Source organism: Bacillus sp. FSL M7-1345 (assembly GCF_038006985.1).
Lineage (GTDB): Bacteria > Bacillota > Bacilli > Bacillales > Bacillaceae_G > Bacillus_A > Bacillus_A cereus_U.
This window is the reverse complement of the sequence record NZ_JBBOWG010000001.1, coordinates 4,737,431-4,757,026: the sequence shown is the minus strand read 5'-3', so window position 1 is coordinate 4,757,026 and position 19,596 is coordinate 4,737,431. Positions and strand designations below refer to the sequence as shown.

Below are 19,596 nucleotides of genomic sequence, written 5' to 3'. Positions count from 1 at the left end.
ACAATTATGCGGTATTTTCGAAACAACGTTTTTTTATCTTGGAGGTAGGCAGAAATGAAAAGGCTATCATTTCAAATTCTTGTGTTTGTCTTTTGTATGATCGTTTCTCTTATTTTGTTTTATGTTATTGAGAAGCAAATATATAATCGAATCACAATTGTGGATGACAAACAAGCCGTTTTACAAAGAGTGAATGAATCCCTTCCTACTGAAGTGAAAGTAAGGCATGAGAAGTGGGGAGAAATTGTTGTAACGGATGAAGTTCGGTTGCATACGATTGTTTCATTCTTTGACCGAATTCGAATAGAGCCGAGAGAAGCTAAGAATCAAGAACAAGTATTTACTGGAGAAGTAACGTACTTGAATGGACATAAACGTACTTTTGCAGTAGGTGACTTGTTCCAGTATGAGGCTAATGTATACGGAAAGAATGGCACGGATCCGATGATCTCAGCATTTCAAACGTATTTGTTAAGTCTGTATTATACACCAGAGCGCATTAGTAATTTCTTTGCGGAGGCAAAGGAAGTTGTAGTGAGGCAAGGGGATGTAATACGTACTATAGATCTTACGCAAATATTTGATTCTATTCGATACGCAAAGCAAATTACAGATTACGGAGAAATTCAGAAATTATTACAATCACAGAATGAGCCGATTGCTTATATTACCGCTTATAAAACAGGTAAGCGTATAAAGAATGAGCGTGAAGATATTCTGACGATTTCTGTGTATCCATCGTACTTTGTTGTGCAATATCTCGGTGATAATAACGGGAATGTCATGTATATGAAGGGCTCCCTAGCAGAGTTATTTGTAAAGGAGAGTGTGTCATGAGAAAGATAGCCTTTTTCTTCTTTTTGCTAATAATCGGAGGAGCGATGTCTAGTTGCTCTCGAGATACAACCTCTATTAAATATAATAAAAGTGGTCTCCCTATTTTGGATGATCGTCATCTCGTTGCGTATGTAGCGGCTCGTGAGGAAGTTGGTGAAGCTTTGCTTTCGTCATTTTGTAAACAACGCGGGTGTACATATGAATTTATTCGTCTATCGACAGAAGAACTTCTTCGGAGAGTGGAAGAGGAAGCCGGAAATCCGAAGGCGGATATTATTATTGGCGGTACAGTGGATGCGCATCAAATGATGAAGCAAAAGAACCTTTCTATTCCTATTACGAGCCAGCATGCGAATCGTATTTCAAAGACTGTTAAAGATAAAGACGGTTATTGGTACGGTTATGAGGTGGAGAAACTGGCAATTGCGATTAATAAAGAGCGGTGGAATGAAGAAATAGCGCCGCTCGGTCTTCCATATCCATCAAGGTGGCAAGATTTATTAGATCCGGTATATACGGGTAAGATTGCAATGCCTGATCCAAATGTTTCCGGCACAGCATATACTTTGTTTCAATCACTTATTGATACTTTAGGTGAAAGAGAAGCGAAAGAGTATGTTAAGAATCTTGCAAGGCAAGTTGGTGAAGTAACGGTGAATGGTTATATGCCCGCAGAACTGGTTGCGAGCGGTGAATATATGATAGGCATCAATTTTGCGGGAGATCAGAGAATGCTTCAGAAACAAGGCTTTCCTATTGTAAGTAATGAACCTGAGCAAACAGGGTTATCTGTTAATGCGATTTCGAAACTGAAGCGTGCACCGAGTGGTTTTATTGCGGACTTATTTATTGATTATTGTTTATCAGAAGAAGCGGGGCACATTTTAGAAAAAGTTTCGTTTGGCGTACCAACGATGTTTGCGAAGAATCAGAAAGAGATAGAAGGTCAGCCAGTTAGAAGGACGAACAAAAATATATCAAATAGTGGGATAATCGAGATATGGAATAGACAGCGTCTCTCTCAAAAGTGAGAAAAGGAGACGAGAGTATATGTTTAAATGGCTTAAGCCAGCACCTGCAATTGAGAGATTACCAGCGGATATGATCGCTAAAGTATATACATTACTGCGTATTCGTGTACTAATTGGAATTTCAGTTGGATATGCTGCTTATTATTTAGTGCGCAGTAACTTTACGTTATCAAGTACGTATTTAGTACAAGAATATGGTTTTAGTACAGCTGAAATTGGATTACTAGGTTCAGTAATGGCAATTGTTTATGGATTTAGTAAGTTCTTTATGGGGAATTTATCAGATAAAGCTTTCGCCCAGCGCTTTATCGCAGTCGGATTATTCTTATCAGGGCTTGTAAATATTTGTTTCGGTTTTGCATCTTCATTTGGGATGATTGTTACATTACTTGTCCTAAATGGTATTGTACAAGGTATGGGAGCACCACCTTGTAGTATCGTTATGACGAAATGGTTCTCGAAGAAAGAACGTGGTACGAAAACAGGTATTTGGAATATTTCACATAACGTTGGCGGAATGCTAGTGCCGCCCCTTGTCGGAATTGGTGTAGGTATTTTCGGTGAAAATAATTGGCAGGGCGGAGTATTTATTTTCCCAGCAATTATCGCAATGGTAATTGCAGTTCTTGTTTGGATTAATGCGAAGGATACACCAGAATCTGAAGGTCTTCCTCCAATTGATGAGTATCGTAATGATTATGAAAATCTTGAAAAAGCAGATAATGCTAATAAGATGTCACCAAAAGAAATTTTAATGAAATATGTAGTGACAAATAAGTTCGTTTGGTATTTATGTATTGCGAATGCATTTGTCTACTTAATTCGTTTCGGTGTTATTAACTGGGTTCCACTTTATTTAACAACAGTTAAAGGTTTTTCAAAAACAGAAGCGCATGCTGCATACGCGATTTTTGAAGGTATGGCAATTCCAAGTTCATTAATCGTTGGCCTTTTAAGTGATAAGTTATTTAAAGGAAAACGTATGCCACTATGTATTATGAGTATGGCTGGAGTTGTTGTTGGTACGGTTGTATATTGGCAAGCATCTAGCGTACTTGTTGTAAGTATTGCAGTTTCTATTATCGGTTGTTTAATTTACGTACCACAATTTTTAATCGGTTTAAGTGCGATGGAATTAGTACCAAAATTTGCAGTAGGTACAACAGTTGGTATGTGTGGTCTGTTCGGTTATGTAGGTGGAAGTCTTGTAGCAAACGCAGCAATTGGTGTTATTGTTGATCGTTCTGGCTGGGACGGCTGTTTCATCTTACTATTAGCAGGCGGTATTTTATCAACAGTATTCTTATTTATCGTGCAACGTGGACATGAGAGAAAAGGTCCTAAAGTGGCGTAATAGTTTATTCAGAAAAGCGATCCAATTATTATTTTGGATCGCTTTTTTAATAATCGAAAGGACGACCATATGTAAAATTAAAGTTTTATGTGTAAATCGCTTATATAATAAATAGCACTTTCAGTTACTGAGGGGCTAGTTATTTAATATAATTTTTTTAGATTTAATAAAGCGATTATATACATGGATAGACCGAAAAAAGCCCCAGCACAGCCCCAAAGTACAACATCAAATAAAGAGACAGAGATTTCTTCTGAACCTAAATAAGGAAGGATATAAGTCATAAATACAAACATTTGGAATCCCCAAAGTGCACCTGCTTTTAAGCCAGCTTTTTTTAATGTCTTTTTATGTTTTAAATACTCTTCTTCTGTTGCACACTCAGTATCATTTAGGCCCTTCTTTTTCAATTTAAAGATTAAATAATTAGTGTAAATCATATTAATCAGAAAAATAAATATAGTGCCTATAGATATTGTATGGTTCATAGTATCGACGAGTAACATAATAAGCATTACCAACATATTTAACCACCATAAACCAATTCCAGCTATAGCTAATTCTTTATTGATTTCTTGTTTTTGATACTCATCTCTTTCACTAATTGTTCCAATAAAATTATTATAAACTTTTTCTTTCCATTCAATTTTCATCATTTAATCTCCCTCCCAAAATAGGCTGTTTAAATCTGTTTTTAACGCTTTTGCTAATTCGATACATAAAGCTAAAGAAGGATTATATTTATTGTTTTCAATTAAGTTTATTGTCTGTCTAGCCACATTAACTTTTTTAGCTAATTCTAGCTGAGACAGGCCTTCAGATTTTCGATAGTTTTTAACGTTATTCAAATATAAACCTCCTATTAATAGTTGTAGGCTTCGTGTACCGAAGTGTCATATATATATGACACTCTACACTTGGAAAAATAAAATGTCAAATATATATGACAAAAATGAGGGAGCATGGAATTGATGTTGTGTAAGATGAAAATGTATCATCTAAATACAAAAAAACTAATTTAAATTGGATTTTTCTTTTCCTTAAAACTATCTTAAAAGATAGGATGTCATATTTCTAATCATTGGTATTTTTGTTACAATATAAATGATTGTGTAAAACTTTGTAAAATGAGTGTAACAATGTAAGTGGAACTCTTGTTTTCAGAAAGTTTTATATAGTTAAATATCTATTAAACTATAAGATATAAAAGGAGAGAGACTATGTTACCAAATACGGTTCGTACTCCAAACAAGAAGAAGAAATGGATTATCATCGGAGTTATTGCACTAATTGTTATTGTTGCAGCAGTTAATATTTTTGTTATGCAAGGTAAGAAGAAAGGTACGGCGAAGACAGATGCTGTAAGTTTTGAGAAAGTGACAGAGCGTAAGCTTAATAATACGAAATTAATTTCTGGTCAAGTGAAGCCAGGAAATATTGAAAGTTTCTATGCGGATCCGACTAAAGGAAAAGTGAAAGATATTGCAGTGAAAGAAGGACAAGAAGTAGAAAAAGGAACGAAATTATTCTCTTATGATAATGAAGAAATTAATCTTCAAATGAAGCAAGCTGATCTTGATCAGAAGATGGCTGATATGCGTTATGATCAAGGGAAAAAGAAGATTGATTCATTGAAGAAAGAAATTAAGAAGGTAAAAGATAGTGGGGCTGGAAAAGAAGTAACAGACCCAATGGAAGAGCAAGTAAGTGAGTTAGAAATGGCACAAAAGACAACTGATCTTGAGAAAGAAAAAGGGAAGTTGCAAAAAGAAGAGTTAAATAAAAAGCAGAAGGAACTTACGATTTATAGTAACTTTACGGGTGTTGTACAAAAGTTAGACAAAGATGCGGCACAAAGTTCATCTCAGGCATTAGGTGGTCAAGGGAAAGCATTCTTGCAAGTTGCTTCTAAAGATCCGTTCCAAGTTCAAGGGACTTTAACAGAGCTTCAAAAGTCACAAATTCAAAAAGATCAAACGTTCACTGTAACTGCGAAAGCAAATAATAAGAAGAAGTGGACAGGTAAGATTACGGAAGTAAGTGAATTCCCAACGAGTGCAGAGATGGCTCAAGCTGCTGGTGAAGGAACTCAAAATATGTCTCAGTATACATATAAAGCAAGTCTTGACAGCCAAGATGGTTTATCTCCAGGTTATCACGTTTCTCTGCAAGTAAGCTTAGAGAACAAAACGATGATTGCTGTTCCAACTAAGAGCATTGTAGAAAAAGGCGAAGATGCATTTGTTTATATCGAAGAGAAAGGAAAGCTTCGTAAACAAAATGTGAAAAAAGGTGCTACTGATGGAGACTGGACAGAGATTGTAGAAGGCACAACAGTGGGGCAAAAGGTGGTTAAAAATCCTTCCGACAACGTGTATGACGGAATGGAAGTGAAAGAGAAATGATTACGTTAAACAATATTTCCAAAACATATTATCAAGGTAAATTGGCAGTACCAATTTTACATGGTATTAGTTTAACGATTCAAAGCGGTGAGTTCGTTTCTATTATGGGACCGTCTGGTTCTGGTAAATCAACGCTTATGAATATTATCGGTTGTTTAGATCGTCCAACAGAAGGCGAATATATGCTGAATGATGTGAATATCTTAACAGCAGACGAGTCAAAACTAGCTTTAATTCGTAATGAATATATCGGCTTTGTGTTCCAGCATTTTAATTTACTTCCGCGTCTTTCCGCAGTGGAAAACGTTGAACTTCCGCTCATCTACGGTGGGGTGAAGAAAGCAGAGCGTCGTCAGAGAGCTCTTGAAGCGCTTGGAAAAGTTGGATTATCAGATAGAGTACACCATTTACCTAGTGAGTTATCAGGTGGACAGAAGCAACGTGTAGCGATTGCGAGATCGATTGCAAATAATCCGACGTTCATTATGGCCGATGAGCCGACAGGTGCACTTGATACGAAGTCTGGTGCACAAGTTATGGATATTTTCACGAAGCTCAATGCAGAAGGTACGACGATTGTTATGGTTACGCATGAAGAGGAAGTAGCTGCTTATTCTTCTCGTCGCATTGTACTAAGGGATGGGAAAATTACAGAAGATAGAAGGTGTGCGGTATGAGCTTACTAGATAGTATGAAAATTGCCTTATCTTCTATTTTAGCTCATAAACTACGCTCAGCTCTGACGATGCTCGGTATTATTATCGGTGTTGGTTCTATTATTACTGTCGTTGCGATTGGGCAGGGCGGGGAAGCGGCACTGAAATCACAATTTGTTGGGTCAGGTAATCAAACGGTTCCGATTCATTATAGTGCAGATATGAATGATCCATTCGGTATGGAAATGGTAGAGGCACCGAAGATAACTGAGGAAGATATTTTTGAAATTAAAAAAATTCCAGAGATCGCACATGTTGTAACAACAAATTCAAGTATGGAACCAATTGATATTGAAGATAAAATAGAAATGGTGAATATTACTGGATTAGACAGTGAGTACTTTGCAGTAAATAAAGTAAAGTTGTTAAAAGGACGTTCTTTACAGGAATCAGATGTGGATCAAGGTAATAACGTTGTCATGATTAGTAAGCAAATGGAAGAAAAGATGTTTAAGGATGCCAATCCAGTCGGTAAAATTATTGAAATGAAGGGTCAACCGATGCAAATTATTGGTGTCTATAAATCAGATAATGAGTTTATGGGAATGGGACCATCAGAAGCACTAGTTCCAATTTCATTATGGCCGACACTGTATGGAAAAGATGAAATTCAAAATATTTCTGTTCAAGCAAAAAATGTAGATAATTTAGAGCAAGCAGGTAAAAAAGCTGCCGATGTGTTAAATAGTCGTAAACCAAGTGATACAACTGGTAAATACGAGGTTATGAATTTAAAAGAAATTCAAGAAGGTATTTCAAAAATGACAGGTATTATGACGATGATCATCGGTGGTATCGCTGGTATTTCATTAGTCGTTGGTGGTATCGGGGTTATGAATATCATGCTTGTATCTGTAACGGAGCGTACACGTGAAATTGGGGTGCGTAAAGCGCTTGGTGCAACACGTAGTAAAATTTTATTACAGTTTTTAATTGAAGCCGTTATGTTAACGCTTCTAGGTGGTTTAATCGGAATTGGTCTTGGGTATGGCGGGGCATATATCGTTTCCACATTTGCGAAGTGGCCACCGCTCGTTTCATGGGAAGTTGTCGTTGGGGGCGTATTGTTCTCTATGACACTAGGTATTATCTTCGGATTAATTCCAGCGAACAAAGCTGCGAAATTAGATCCAATTGAAGCACTTCGTTATGAGTAAATTATTAGTGTAGTAGAGAAGGGTTCTCTACTACACATTACCGTTCTAGTGGGCGGTTCGTAGCCTCTTGCATGAGGATGTGAACCGCCCGTTAGAACGGGTTATATAAATAGAAGGAGGCGTTATGATGGAAGCGAATTTGAATACGCAAAAAGTTGGCGGAGAGAAGCCGTCATTATTTGGAATGATTACATCTCCAGGTTTGCAGTTTGAGAGAATGAAAACGAGTGAGAAAGTTTGGGGTATGTTCTTCCTAGTTGCATTGTTACAAGGACTTGTAGGTGGTTTGACGACATATGTTGTGAACACATCACCTGAAATGATTAAAATGCAGAAAGAATTAGGTGAACTTGCTGGCCAGAGTTCAATTACATCAGAAGTTATTTATGGGATTGGATCTGGTTTTGTTGGAGCAATGATTGGTGCATTATTTGTCGCAGCTATTTATAAAATATTTATGATGTTCTTTGGAAATGATACGTCTTATAAAAAAATATTAACGATTGTTATATATGCGAATATTGTTCTTATTCTTGGTGGACTTATTAATGGCGTTATAGCTTTAATTTTAGATGGTGGAGCAACGCAATATACAAGCTTGGGGCCATTATTTGAACAAGGTTCAATGGCATATGGAATCGGTAATACGATTGAATTGTTCTATTTATGGAATTTAGTATTAATTTGGTTGGGATTACAAGTTACAGCTGGATTAAGTAAAGTGAAAGCAGCTGTTCCGATTATCGTTTTATTCATTATTAAGGCAGTATTCTTAGCGGCAATTGTTATGTTAATTGCGGCGTTTTTACCAGGTATGCCTGTATAATATGATTGGATTAAAAGGTGACTCTTCCGAGAGTCACCTTTTTTATTTTTACCCCTATTTCAAATACCCCAAGCAGAATTTCAAATACTGCCTAGTGTAATTTCAAATACTGGCAGTATTATTTGAAATTACCCACAATGAAATTTCCTTTCTCATTTTATATTGTAGAGGTACCGCGGAATACTAAAGAGGTATACCTTTTAGAAACGGGCACTGTGTGAAGCCAGCGACTTTTACAGATACGGTTGTTTTGTATGAAGGTATGATTGTAAATCAAATAAAGAGGTTAAATATTTATCAAGATTATGAAGAGTATTATCAATGTGGTTTAATTGGTCTTTGGCATGCGTATGAAAGGTATGAGGAGGAGAAAGGTAGTTTTCCTGCTTATGCGGTTGTAACGGTACGTGGTTATATATTGGAAAGGTTGAAGAAAGAATGCGTAGTGCAAGAGCGGTATGTATGCACGGATGATTATGAGGAACGATTTGAGTGTGAAGATACGGGAACGAGAGCGAAGGACTTTATGAGTGTGTTAGATGAGAGGGAGAGGCACATCATTTCAGAGCGATTTTTCTCAGGGAAAAATATGGGAGAGATAGCGTCTGAAATGGGGATGACGTACTATCAAGTGAGATGGGTATATCGACAAGCACTTGAGAAAATGAGAGATAGTGTAAGGGGATAAGAACAATAAGTAGAATGGAAGGCAAAGGAAATATTGCGTTCCATTCTATTTACATTAAGGTAGTAAATGTGGCAAGGTTTTTTTTAAGTGTAGTGAATCTTTTATGTTCATTCGGGATAATATATGTCCAGATTTGAAAAATTGTTGCTGTAACTTATGAGAACCTATTTGTATTGTTATGGTAGTTCCGTTAAAAAAATGAATGTTAGCCTTGTTAGTTTTTTTGGAAAACTCTATCTCCTCTATATGGTTATAGAACAGCCAAATGCAGTTTGGAGAAGAAGGAGATTCTGTTGGGAAAGCACAAATATATTCTTTATGATTAATCGGAATTGGAACATTTTGTTTGAGCTTAAAGTTTATTTGGACTGCACGACGTCTACCTTGATAAGTAGAATGAACATGTGTTAGACAAGATTTCTTTATGAGTTGGATAGCTGTTTGGCAAGAGTGCAGGGGGTTGCCGCTACTGTCGATCATTTTTGTCCGGTAATAAGGGTGTTTGCAAGGTTCGAGCATCATTGTAGAACTAGAAATAAAAATATCATTTTCATTATTCATGATTCTAAAATCCTCCCTTATAAAATTAGTATTCTGAATATAATTATATACGAATAATGTAAAATCATTGTTAATCTTTTGTTTCGTATTGTAAATTTTTACGGTTCGTTTACAATCAATAGATGATAGTCTTTCTAATTTGCATCGCTTGTACATATATATGAAAATAGAAAAGAGTAGGCGGTGATATAGTATGAAAAAAAAGTATATTATTATGGCTCTAGCTGTTGTTCTCTTAGTTTATTTAGCAAACAGTAATCCGGGTAAGGGAGAATATACGGATTGGGCAGCAAAACAATTTATGAAGCGTAATGATGTGAGTAAGAAGTTAGAAGAGGTTGAGAAAGAAAATAAAGAGGGTATACTTGGCGACTTAGCATCAGCGGGAAAGAAATTGGCAAATAAGTATGTTGAACCACAAGTTGGATTATTAATCGAACATTATACAAAGCGAAATGATTATATTTTCTTCTCAACATATACGACAGAGTTTGATTTAGGCGGAGAGAATTATAAGTATGTTTGTGTTGGTTTTTCAAACATCTTTATTCCAATTGAAATGCCGAAGAAAAAAGACGAATCTGCAAAATAATGCAGATTCATCTTTTTGATTTACGGAGTGATCTGAACCTCAGATACATTTTTTTCTATGAGGCGAGCTCCTTTTTTACGAGTATTTTCACCAATTGATGAAAATACAGATGAAGAAAGAATGGTATCCATTACTTGATTTACGACTAGTTCATTTACTGGTGTAATGGGATTATCGATAGAAAAGACAACTGTTTTTCCATCTTCTTTTACGAAAACTAACTCTAGTACCTGCATGCTTTATTCCCTCCTTTTTAATTACAGGTTAGAAAGATCTGACGTGCTTACAAGTTGTACAGCGTGAAGTGATGATTGTTGTAGTGAAGCAAGAGCGCGTGCTACTTCATGCACTTTTCCTAAATCTGCATTTGTTTTCACACGTTTGAATTGCTTGTTCTTAAAAATTGTTTTACCGTTTTTGTCTAATCCTCCGTTTAATACAAGGCGTAAAGTTAAATCCATTACGATTGTTTCAACTGCCATGTTTATCACCCCCTTTCACTTTATAAATAGGGGGTAAATGTCATGTTTTGGCGTGAAATTTTTTCTTTTTTTTGGTACTCTTAAAAGACTGAGAGAGGAGCTTTCGGGAGAATGAATCGTAAATGGTTATTTTGGATTCCTGTATTACTATGGATGGGGATTATTTTCTATTCTTCAGCACAGCCATATAAAAAACAGGATATGCGCTCGGATATTGAGCAATATATAAATGTTGAGTTTGTGAAAGAGCATTTTTCATGGGTATCTATCGATTATGGCGGAGGTACGCCTGTTAGTATTGCAAATAAAGGTGTAGGTGGATTTGTTGAGTTTTTCCTTCGTAAAGGTGCTCATTTTATGGTGTTCTTTATGCTCGGTTCATTGACGTATTATGCTTTTCATCGATCGGGTTATTCGAGAAAAAGGTGCTTTGCATACGCCCTCCTTTTCGTTGCAGGGTATGCAACATTCGATGAAATTCATCAATGGTTTACGGGAGACCGTACACCGATGTGGCAAGATTCATTGCTTGATACGTGCGGCGGGTTAACAGGAATTATAATAAGCAATTGGTTTTGGCATAGAAAAAGGAGCTAATCTCAGTTAGAGATTTGCTCCTTTTTTATTTATCCCGCTATTTGTGGGAATAGAAACATCCACTTTATCCCGCTATTCGCCGGGCAGTAAAACTCCCACCTCAAAATTCAGCTGGAGCAAAGAAGTTAGGTGGGAGATTAACAGCCCGTAAACGCCCGATTGGTGAAGGCTAATAATCAGTGGGGGATGAACAAAACCCCCACTGATTAAAGTTTCACTTTATACGCCAAGTAATTCTTTTAGTTCGTCTGTTGATAGCTCGGTCATCCAACTATCGCTTGTAATGACGGCGTTGTTTAATGATTGTTTTCGTTCTAACATTTCATCAATTTTCTCTTCAAGTGTTCCTGTTGTAATAAGTTTATGAACGTGAACGAAGCGTTTTTGACCGATGCGATAAGCACGGTCTGTTGCTTGGTTTTCTACAGCTGGATTCCACCAACGGTCATAGTGAATGACATGGTTGGCAGCAGTTAAGTTTAATCCTGTTCCACCAGCCTTTAACGATAAGATGAAGATGTCATACGTTCCGTTTTGGAACTGCTCAATCATCTTGTCACGCTCTTTCTTCGGTACGCTCCCGTTTAAGAAGAGGACGCGCTGACCGAATGTTTCTTCTAACATACTTTTTAGCATGTTCCCCATGCCAATGTACTGAGTGAAGATTAAGCAACTTTCATTTTGGTCTTTTATATTTTCGATGAGCTCCATTACCGTTTTTGTTTTCATAGAGCGCTCGACGATATTTTGTGGTTCTTCTTCTTTCAAATAAAGGGCTGGATGGTTACAAATTTGTTTTAGCTTGTTCAGCATAAGTAATATAAATCCGCGTCTTTCAATTCCGCTTAATCCTTCTACATTTTGCAATGTATCTTGAACAAGTTGTTCGTATAAGGAAGCCTGTTCACCAGTTAGTGAACAATAAGCTTTCTGTTCTTGTTTATCTGGTAAGTTTAATGCAACTGTTTGATCTTTCTTCGTACGACGCAGTAAAAACGGCGAGATAAACCGCTGAACTTGCTGGATTTTTCCTTCATCGCGGTCCTTTTCAATCGGTGTGACGAAGCGGCGCTGGAATTGTCCTAAGCTTCCGAGATACCCATGATTGATAAAGTCGAAAATAGACCAAAGCTCAGCAAGTCGGTTTTCCATCGGTGTACCGGTCAAAGCAATTTTATGATTTGCTTGTAAGTTTCTTACTGCTTTCGACTGTTTCGTATGTGGGTTTTTTATATTTTGTGCTTCGTCTAAAATAACAGCGTCCCAGCATAACGTACTAAGTTCTTCTTCATCAAGCTGAGCTAATGCATAAGAAGTTAATATAACATCTGCTGATTGAAGAAAATCTTTAAATGACTCATCCTTAGCTCGGTTACTACCATAGTGTAACTGAACACGTAAACTTGGTGCGAAACGCTCAAATTCTTTTTGCCAATTTCCAAGGACTGATGTTGGTGCCACAATTAATGCAGGACCTGTTTGGAGATTGTTTTCTTTAGCGTATAGTAAGTAAGTTATCGTTTGAATACTTTTTCCAAGTCCCATATCATCGGCTAATAATGCCCCAAATCCAAGCTTTCGTAAGTATAGCAACCATTCAATCCCGTGTTGTTGATACGGGCGGAGTGTTGCTTGTAGCGAAGATGGTGTATCTACTTTTGGAATATCTCCAATGTGCAGAAGCTTTTGGAAAAGTTCTTCATAATATCCATCTAGTTCGATTTCAATATCGCTAAACGGACTATCGTCTTCTACAATTTCTGTTTCCGCCGTGCTAGATAAATGTTGCTGCAACACGTCTTTCATTTCTAGTCCATATTTATCGGCACGGTGCATTAGTTTTCTTACTTCTTCAATGAAGGCAGGATCAAGTCTCATCCATTGACCATTTAAATTGAAAAGACGTTTGTTCTGCTCAACGAGTTCGAAAAATTCGCTTTCTGATAAATCAATTCCGTCCGTTGAAATGCGCCAGTCGAAATTAACGAGCGTATTCATGCCGAAGAAAGACTGTGTTTGTGCTGTACTTTGCTTCAGTTGAACGCGTAACCTCGGTTTTGTTGCTTTTAAATTTTGCCACCATGATGGTAGTAGAATTGTAATGCCTGCTGCGAGTAATTCATTACTTGCTTCGGTTAAGAAGTTCCAAGCTTCCGTTTCAAAGAGTTCTTCTCGGAATTTGTCGTCCTCTTTTAGCCACGGTACGAGCTTACTGAATCCTTCTTGTGTTTCAAGAATCCGTTCTTCGTAATCGTGCCATCGTTTTGGCAAGGAATCGATACTTTCATATACATATATGCGATGCGCACCACGTTTTGGTGTAACGATTGTTTCAAGCTTCCACATTTCAAGTTCTTCTTGCGGTTCTTGTAGTCTTAAGCCGACTGTAAATGGAAGGTCATCTTCAATGTAACCAATTTTTCGAAGCCAATCTTCTTCATGTAGTGCTGCTTCCAATTGCCTTTTCGTAAAGTCGTAATGTTCATATAGTCTCTTTGCATCTTCCCATCCGTCATTTGAGCGAGCATCTTGCAAAATACTTTCGTTCACAGCGGCAGAGAAAAGCGATGCTAACATGTCATCTTCAATTGAAGTATTCTGAACTTTCCAAGATGGCTGCTGAGACCAATGCTTCATGTCAGGTGCGAAGCTGCCGCTGACGAAAGCGTCCCATAATTCACTTGCGTCCTTTGTAAGTGCCGTAATAGGACCGTTCATTTGCATATTTGCAAATGAATTCATCGGTTTATTTGCGATGTATTCAAATGCCTGTGCATTCGTTAACATAACGCCTTGTTTTCCCTCATACGTTGCTTCTTTTAAAAACGTTCCGTAGAAGGAAGTAGAGTGCCATGCGAATGCATTTTTTTTCCAAGTTGCTACGGATAAGAGCGTACCGCTATCATCTTCTCCCCAAAGGAACCAACCTTGACTAACGTGCTGGAGCCTAATTGTTACTTCAGTTTGTATGATCATCGATTAATTTTCCTCTCCGTAATTCCTCTTGTAGTGCACGCAGACGTGAATGTAAGTTAGCGATATGAATAATGAAAGCATCCCATTCATCAGTTCGCTTCAGTCGTTTATAAAGCATCCGTAATTTCTTTAAGTAACGAACGGCACGTTTATATGATTTGCGATTTCGCTCTTCAATTGCTTCCATTGCGGCATGGTGATAAAGAGGAAGTGCTGCTTCGGGCGCTTCTTTTTCAATATCTTTCAATGGTTCTTTCAAAAGTTCGATTACTTCGAATCCATATAAGAGCTGAAGTTCCGTCCATGCATGGTATTGTTTCTTCGCAAGTACATATTGTTCATAATTTGTGAAACTATACGGTAATAGTTCTTGTAAAATCATTTCTAATCCCGCTTGTTCATTCGTATGCGTTGCATATGTCTCATACATCATCACAAATAATCGAACGATATCTTGTATGAAGACGGTATTCTCTTGTTCCGTTATCGTTTCTTTTACTTGTTTATAAGTAAAGGAAAGCCAGCTTTTAGCACGGTCCCACTGCATCGCACTTAATAACTCTTCTAACCAATAGAAGTAAAGGCTCACAACAGAAGCAGGCTGTTTTTTGAGTAATTCCATTGCCGATAAGTCTTCATTATTTAAAAAGAGCAGATGAGAAGATGCTAATGCTTTGGAAAGTGGATTGATTTTAGTATCGATTCGTTTTTCTTCTTCTTGTAGCTGCTCTTCTGTTCTTAACAGTTCACCCCATACGTGACGATAAATGAAGAATCGCTCTTGTGTATAGGCATCGGTAGAGAAGAATGCTTCATGTATGAGCCGAGCTGTTTCTTGTAAAATCGGTTTGGATTCTTCTGGAATCTCCTCTGTTTTTAGGTCCCTAACGGTAGATTCAACTTTATCAACGAATAGGCGAACGACGTTAACTGGTTGGTGATAAGAATATAGTTTGTTTGCTTCAAATTCTTGAATTTCTTCTAATAATTTTTGAAAGCAATAAAGTGCCGCGTGCAACTTAAATAATTCATGAATAGCAACGATGCGCGGAGCCTTCCGCTCTAATTTTGTATAGAAGTCTGTAAAAAGACTCATAAGAAAATACATTTGTTTATAAGTGAGCCGCGCTTGTTCTTTTTTAAATGATTCATATTCATTTTCAAAGTATGTTTGCCAACTTTTATAATCCATTTCTTCAAAAGCTGATGATTGCAATACTTGTCGTGCAGTTCGAATAGGAGGAAGAGAAGGTTTTGTATTATTTTTGAATAAAGTTAATACATCTCCTACCTGCCCAAAACTAGAAGCTGCAGATAGTAACACAGCAAGCATATGCTGACATTGCGTTGGCGCGAAGCAATCGCAATAGCTTTCAGTGACATTACGAATCGGGATGTGAACGCTATATACACTGCCTTCAGCATTTACAGTTCCGGATAGTGTATAGCCATCAAAGTCAACGTTATAGACAACACCACTACGATATAGGTGCCGAGCTGTAGCGACATGCTCCTGATCAGCAACTTGCTGTGGATCAAGCCCTTGAACGAATTCATTCGCAATCATCATAATTTCATCTTTCGTAATTGAGTCTTGCAGCATAATATTCCTCCGTACACAGATTTCTTTCCTTTACCATTATAAACAAAAAATGCTCAAAACAGAAAAAATGAAATTTGGATTACAAAAAAGGATGTTGCCTAGTTGAACTTTCCTACTAGGAACATCCTTTTTGGGAATTAAGAGCGTGATTCTTGTAATACCGCTTTTACATATGGATCATGTAATATTTGTTTTATAATTGGTAACATGTTTTGCTCGAATGGAATATCAATAGGAAATGGCTTTTGAGAGCCTGGCTTTATTCCATATTGTACGATTTTGTAATGTGTATTTTCTTCAGACTTGAGCACAATTAATTTATAGCGATTGTCATCATTTGTGAGTGAGAAGTCAATTGCGATAGCATCATATGTTATATCATCTTTATATATGTACGGTTTTGGTGTACCGACCCAGTCTATCTTAGCTTGTAAATTCATGGACGTCACCTCCTTATATGTATTATATAAAAAATAAAAGCCAGCTCTCAATAAAGAGAACCGGCTTTAGCAGTCATTGGTTATTTTAAAATTTTCACTTTAACAGTTTTGCGTCCCCATTTTTGAGAAGCGCTATCTGATCCAAGTAGAATGTCGATACGGTTACCTTTAATTGCACCGCCAGTATCACCAGCGATTGCTTCTCCATAACCTTCAACCCATACTTTAGATCCTAATGGGATTACTTTCGGGTCAACAGCGATCATTTTCATGTTTGGGTTCGCTGTTAGGTCATGACCCATTGCAGTTAATACACGGCCGCCGTATGTGCCACCGTTTTCGCTCGGATGAGCTGTATATGCTGTAGCTACAACTGTTAACTCACGACCATTAGAAGGTTCGCTAGTTTCAGCAGCTTTCACAGCAGGCTTAGCAGCTGTTTTTACTGGTGCAGGTGCTTGAGCCTTAGCTGGCGCTTGAGCTTTAGCAGGAGCAGGCGTTTCTTGTTTCTCGATAACAGGTGCTGTACCTGTTAAGAAAGGAACATGAACATAAGCCGTTTTCCCGTTATATTCAAATTGTAACCACTCATTTTGTACTTGGTTCGTTGTTTCGATCATATCGTCTTTCTTAAGCGTTCCAAGAATTTCTGAGTTTGTGTTCGCTTCAGCACGTACATTTAATACGTTAGCTGTTACATAGTAAGAGTTCTTTGTAAACTCTGTACTTACGAATGCGTCTTTACCATCTAATTTGATTTGTGACCATCCGTTTTCTGTATTTAGAACATCTAATTTATGACCATTCTGTAATTTACCGACAACTTTTGATTCAGTAGTAGGGTTTTCTCGTACATTTAGTACGTCTGTTTTTACAACAGTTTCTGCGTTAGCAGATGCGGTGAAAATCCCAAGACCAAAAACTGCTGCTGTTGCTATTCCAATTAATTTTTTCATGATAGCCTCCATTGCGTTTGTTTTCGTGTCCTCATTATAGCAACAGATTTTTTCGGATTTTGGGAAAACACACAATTACAAACCATTCGTAATAAGTCGTTAACAATTTGTAATATAGCTAGAATTAGAGGGAAGCGTTTTTCACTCCGTACTTTTAGTAGGTTTATAGTTATAGTCAAAATTTTTACTACAACATTTTTTTTCAGTGGAGATAAAAGTATTACTAATGTGTTACAAAATGATTACTATACAGTTACATTCCTTGAGTATTTTACCGTTTTATGGGTAATATAGTTATATAAACATAAACATCTCGTTTGTGAAGTTATAAACACGCGCTATATACTAGCAAAAAAACCGCATAATTGTTACAAGAAGAAAGGGTTATAAAGAATAAATCTGCCCTTTTTTAAAACTGTAACACATCCTTTTTTGGGAAAATCTCTTCCCATCCGCATTTTTCTCACACAATTTGACAGTAGTATTCCAATCTTGTAGCTCTTGCAGAGTGAAAAGGTTGTACGGAAGGTAAGGCTGTCCATAAGAACTCTAATTGGTGAAGGCAAACTTGAGAGAGCCGAAAGAAAATCACCACAAAAAACTATGGTTTTCTATCCGATTTAACACATCGGAATTTATGATATTCACAAGAAATGAAACATACGAAGGGGGATTTGATGAGGAAACTGACGAAAACATTTATTGTCTCATTAACATTATGTATTACATTTACACTTTGGGGGATTATTCCCGAATCTATTATTGGAAAAGGTAGCTTAGGAAATGTAACGACTGCAATTCAAGCTGCGTTAGTTAGTAAGTTTGGATGGTTCTATATTATTTCCGTTTCTATTTTCTTAGGAATTGCTATTTTCTTAATTGTTTCTAAGTACGGTTCGATTCGTTTAGGTAAAGATGATGATGAACCTGATTATAGTTATATGACATGGTTTGCTATGTTATTTAGTGCCGGTATGGGAATCGGTTTGGTTTTCTGGGGCGTTGCAGAACCATTGAATCATTTATACACACCTCCGTTTGGAGAGGGTGCGACTGAAGAGAGTGCACGTCTTGCACTTCGTTTCTCATTTTTCCACTGGGGATTACATCCGTGGGGATTATATGCACTTGTAGCATTATGTATTGCGTATTTTACATTTAGAAAAGGAAGAGCAAGTACAATTAGTGCGACAGTGGGTCCACTATTTAAAGGCGGTGAACATGGCCGTATTGCACATATGTTTGATGTTCTAGCTGTATTTGCGACAGTATTTGGTGTGGCAACATCATTAGGACTTGGGGCAAAGCAAATTGCGGGTGGTGTTAGTTATTTAACATCCATTCCAAACTCATTACCGACACAGCTAGTAATCATCGGAATTGTAACTGTTCTTTATATGCTATCTGCACAAACGGGACTCGATAAAGGAATTAAATATTTAAGTAATGCGAATATTATTTTAGCGTTTGCACTTATGATAATTGTATTATTTGCAGGTCCAACAAACTTTATTATGAATTATTTCACTTCAACAATCGGATCATACATTCAAGAATTACCAAGTATGAGTTTCCGTTTAAGTCCATTAAATGAAGGCGGAAATCAATGGATTCAGTCATGGACAATTTTCTACTGGGCATGGTGGATTGCATGGTCACCATTCGTAGGTACGTTTATTGCTCGTGTGTCACGCGGGCGTACAATTCGTGAATTTGTTATTGGTGTGTTACTCGTACCAACAGTAATTGGTGCACTTTGGTTCTCTGTTTTCGGAGGAACAGGTATTCATATGGAATTGTTCGACGGGGCGAATATATATGGCCAAATTAAAGAAATGGGCACAGAAGTAGGATTATTTGCTATGTTAGACCAGATGGGTAGTATGGGCCCGGCTTTATGTGTGTTAGCTATTTTACTTATTTCAACATTCTTTATTACATCGGCAGACTCTGCTACGTTTGTTCTAGCGATGTTAACGACACATGGTAGCTTAAACCCACCAAATCGCATCAAAATGGTTTGGGGTATTGTTCTAGCGGCGATAGCTTCGACCTTATTGTATGTCGGTGGATTAGAGGCGCTGCAAACTGCGTCGATTATTGCGGCATTCCCATTTGTATTTGTTATTTTCTTTATGATTGCAGCACTATTTAAAGAGTTGCAAAAAGAAGGGCGTATGAAACAACATTAATAATAGAAGAAAAAAATTCTGTATATATAAATAGTATTAGGACTGTCGAATGTCGGCAGTCCTTTTTCACTGTTCTATCCTATTGTAGGAAAAGCATTACTTTGTTACGGAATACTATAGATATCGGTAATTTAAAAAGAAAAATCGATATGGTTCGACAATATCCGATATTTTACACATTAT

Annotated in this window: 20 protein-coding genes; 11 read left to right on the top strand and 9 right to left on the bottom strand. The window is 37.1% G+C overall.

The genetic code is table 11. The features are described 5' to 3' along the window. The first annotated feature begins 54 nt into the window (after positions 1-54). From MHB76_RS24950 to MHB76_RS24940, 3 genes are read left to right on the top strand one after another with little or no spacing between them, the layout of a single operon-like run. Positions 55-837, top strand: coding sequence for a DUF3919 family protein (locus MHB76_RS24950; RefSeq protein WP_340987960.1), 783 nt, complete (start codon positions 55-57; stop codon positions 835-837). Further along, entirely contained in the window at positions 834-1,868 is a 1,035-nt protein-coding gene (locus MHB76_RS24945; protein ID WP_340987958.1) for an ABC transporter substrate-binding protein, read from the top strand. The genes MHB76_RS24950 and MHB76_RS24945 overlap by 4 nt, the downstream gene beginning before the upstream one ends. Before the next feature lie 19 nt (positions 1,869-1,887). Further along, positions 1,888-3,222, top strand: a complete 1,335-nt coding sequence (locus MHB76_RS24940; RefSeq protein WP_002112963.1) for an MFS transporter — start codon at positions 1,888-1,890, stop codon at positions 3,220-3,222. A 143-nt stretch (positions 3,223-3,365) separates the two neighbouring features. On the opposite strand, the gene MHB76_RS24935 is transcribed toward MHB76_RS24940, so the two are convergent. Then, positions 3,366-3,878, bottom strand: coding sequence for a DUF3278 domain-containing protein (locus MHB76_RS24935; protein WP_016106667.1), 513 nt, complete (start codon positions 3,876-3,878; stop codon positions 3,366-3,368). After that, entirely contained in the window at positions 3,879-4,070 is a 192-nt protein-coding gene (locus MHB76_RS24930) for a helix-turn-helix transcriptional regulator (RefSeq protein WP_002089683.1), read from the bottom strand. Positions 4,071-4,442: 372 nt separating this feature from the next. On the opposite strand from MHB76_RS24930, the gene MHB76_RS24925 reads away from it, so the two are divergent. From MHB76_RS24925 to MHB76_RS24905, 5 genes are all read left to right on the top strand, one after another. After that, complete coding sequence (locus tag MHB76_RS24925; protein ID WP_016093602.1) at positions 4,443-5,627, top strand: efflux RND transporter periplasmic adaptor subunit; 1,185 nt, start codon at positions 4,443-4,445, stop codon at positions 5,625-5,627. Beyond that, positions 5,624-6,304, top strand: a complete 681-nt coding sequence (locus tag MHB76_RS24920) for an ABC transporter ATP-binding protein (protein ID WP_002159820.1) — start codon at positions 5,624-5,626, stop codon at positions 6,302-6,304. Before MHB76_RS24925 ends, MHB76_RS24920 begins: the two co-directional genes overlap by 4 nt. Then, complete coding sequence (locus tag MHB76_RS24915; protein ID WP_002159821.1) at positions 6,301-7,500, top strand: ABC transporter permease; 1,200 nt, start codon at positions 6,301-6,303, stop codon at positions 7,498-7,500. The genes MHB76_RS24920 and MHB76_RS24915 overlap by 4 nt, the downstream gene beginning before the upstream one ends. 127 nt (positions 7,501-7,627) lie before the next feature. Then, positions 7,628-8,326: a Yip1 family protein gene (locus tag MHB76_RS24910; protein ID WP_016106666.1), complete on the top strand. Its 699-nt coding sequence runs from the start codon at positions 7,628-7,630 to the stop codon at positions 8,324-8,326. A 217-nt stretch (positions 8,327-8,543) separates the two neighbouring features. Continuing rightward, positions 8,544-9,014 (top strand): sigma-70 family RNA polymerase sigma factor, encoded by a 471-nt coding sequence (locus tag MHB76_RS24905; protein ID WP_002159823.1) that lies wholly within the window; start codon positions 8,544-8,546, stop codon positions 9,012-9,014. Positions 9,015-9,068: 54 nt separating this feature from the next. Here MHB76_RS24905 and MHB76_RS24900 read toward each other — a convergent pair whose 3' ends face one another. Then, positions 9,069-9,575 (bottom strand): competence protein ComK, encoded by a 507-nt coding sequence (locus MHB76_RS24900; RefSeq protein WP_078174874.1) that lies wholly within the window; start codon positions 9,573-9,575, stop codon positions 9,069-9,071. Positions 9,576-9,768: 193 nt separating this feature from the next. On the opposite strand from MHB76_RS24900, the gene MHB76_RS24895 reads away from it, so the two are divergent. Beyond that, positions 9,769-10,167: a DUF4359 domain-containing protein gene (locus MHB76_RS24895; RefSeq protein ID WP_002034805.1), complete on the top strand. Its 399-nt coding sequence runs from the start codon at positions 9,769-9,771 to the stop codon at positions 10,165-10,167. Positions 10,168-10,187: 20 nt separating this feature from the next. Here MHB76_RS24895 and MHB76_RS24890 read toward each other — a convergent pair whose 3' ends face one another. Next, complete coding sequence (locus MHB76_RS24890) at positions 10,188-10,403, bottom strand: DUF2922 domain-containing protein (RefSeq protein WP_002159825.1); 216 nt, start codon at positions 10,401-10,403, stop codon at positions 10,188-10,190. Positions 10,404-10,424: 21 nt separating this feature from the next. After that, positions 10,425-10,649 (bottom strand): DUF1659 domain-containing protein, encoded by a 225-nt coding sequence (locus MHB76_RS24885; RefSeq protein ID WP_204208509.1) that lies wholly within the window; start codon positions 10,647-10,649, stop codon positions 10,425-10,427. Between the two features lie 111 nt (positions 10,650-10,760). Here MHB76_RS24885 and MHB76_RS24880 point away from each other — a divergent pair, with 111 nt between their 5' ends. Next, positions 10,761-11,246: a VanZ family protein gene (locus tag MHB76_RS24880; RefSeq protein ID WP_002068432.1), complete on the top strand. Its 486-nt coding sequence runs from the start codon at positions 10,761-10,763 to the stop codon at positions 11,244-11,246. Positions 11,247-11,465: 219 nt separating this feature from the next. Here the strand turns inward: MHB76_RS24880 and MHB76_RS24875 are convergent, their stop codons facing one another. The 4 genes from MHB76_RS24875 to MHB76_RS24860 all read right to left on the bottom strand — a co-directional run bounded on the left by MHB76_RS24875 (position 11,466) and on the right by MHB76_RS24860 (position 17,221). After that, the gene (locus MHB76_RS24875; protein ID WP_016106660.1) at positions 11,466-14,222 is read right to left on the bottom strand and encodes a DEAD/DEAH box helicase; all 2,757 of its coding nucleotides are present in this window, start codon (positions 14,220-14,222) and stop codon (positions 11,466-11,468) included. Beyond that, positions 14,206-15,825, bottom strand: coding sequence for an SWIM zinc finger family protein (locus tag MHB76_RS24870; RefSeq protein ID WP_070129191.1), 1,620 nt, complete (start codon positions 15,823-15,825; stop codon positions 14,206-14,208). The genes MHB76_RS24875 and MHB76_RS24870 overlap by 17 nt, the downstream gene beginning before the upstream one ends. A 137-nt stretch (positions 15,826-15,962) precedes the next feature. Continuing rightward, entirely contained in the window at positions 15,963-16,265 is a 303-nt protein-coding gene (locus tag MHB76_RS24865; RefSeq protein ID WP_078174876.1) for a DUF3910 family protein, read from the bottom strand. 80 nt (positions 16,266-16,345) lie between these two features. Next, positions 16,346-17,221, bottom strand: a complete 876-nt coding sequence (locus tag MHB76_RS24860) for a cell wall-binding protein EntA (RefSeq protein WP_070170693.1) — start codon at positions 17,219-17,221, stop codon at positions 16,346-16,348. 677 nt (positions 17,222-17,898) lie between these two features. Here MHB76_RS24860 and opuD point away from each other — a divergent pair. After that, on the top strand, positions 17,899-19,413 hold the full coding sequence (gene opuD, locus MHB76_RS24855) for a glycine betaine transporter OpuD (RefSeq protein WP_078174877.1): 1,515 nt from the start codon (positions 17,899-17,901) through the stop codon (positions 19,411-19,413). Positions 19,414-19,596: the final 183 nt, after the last annotated feature.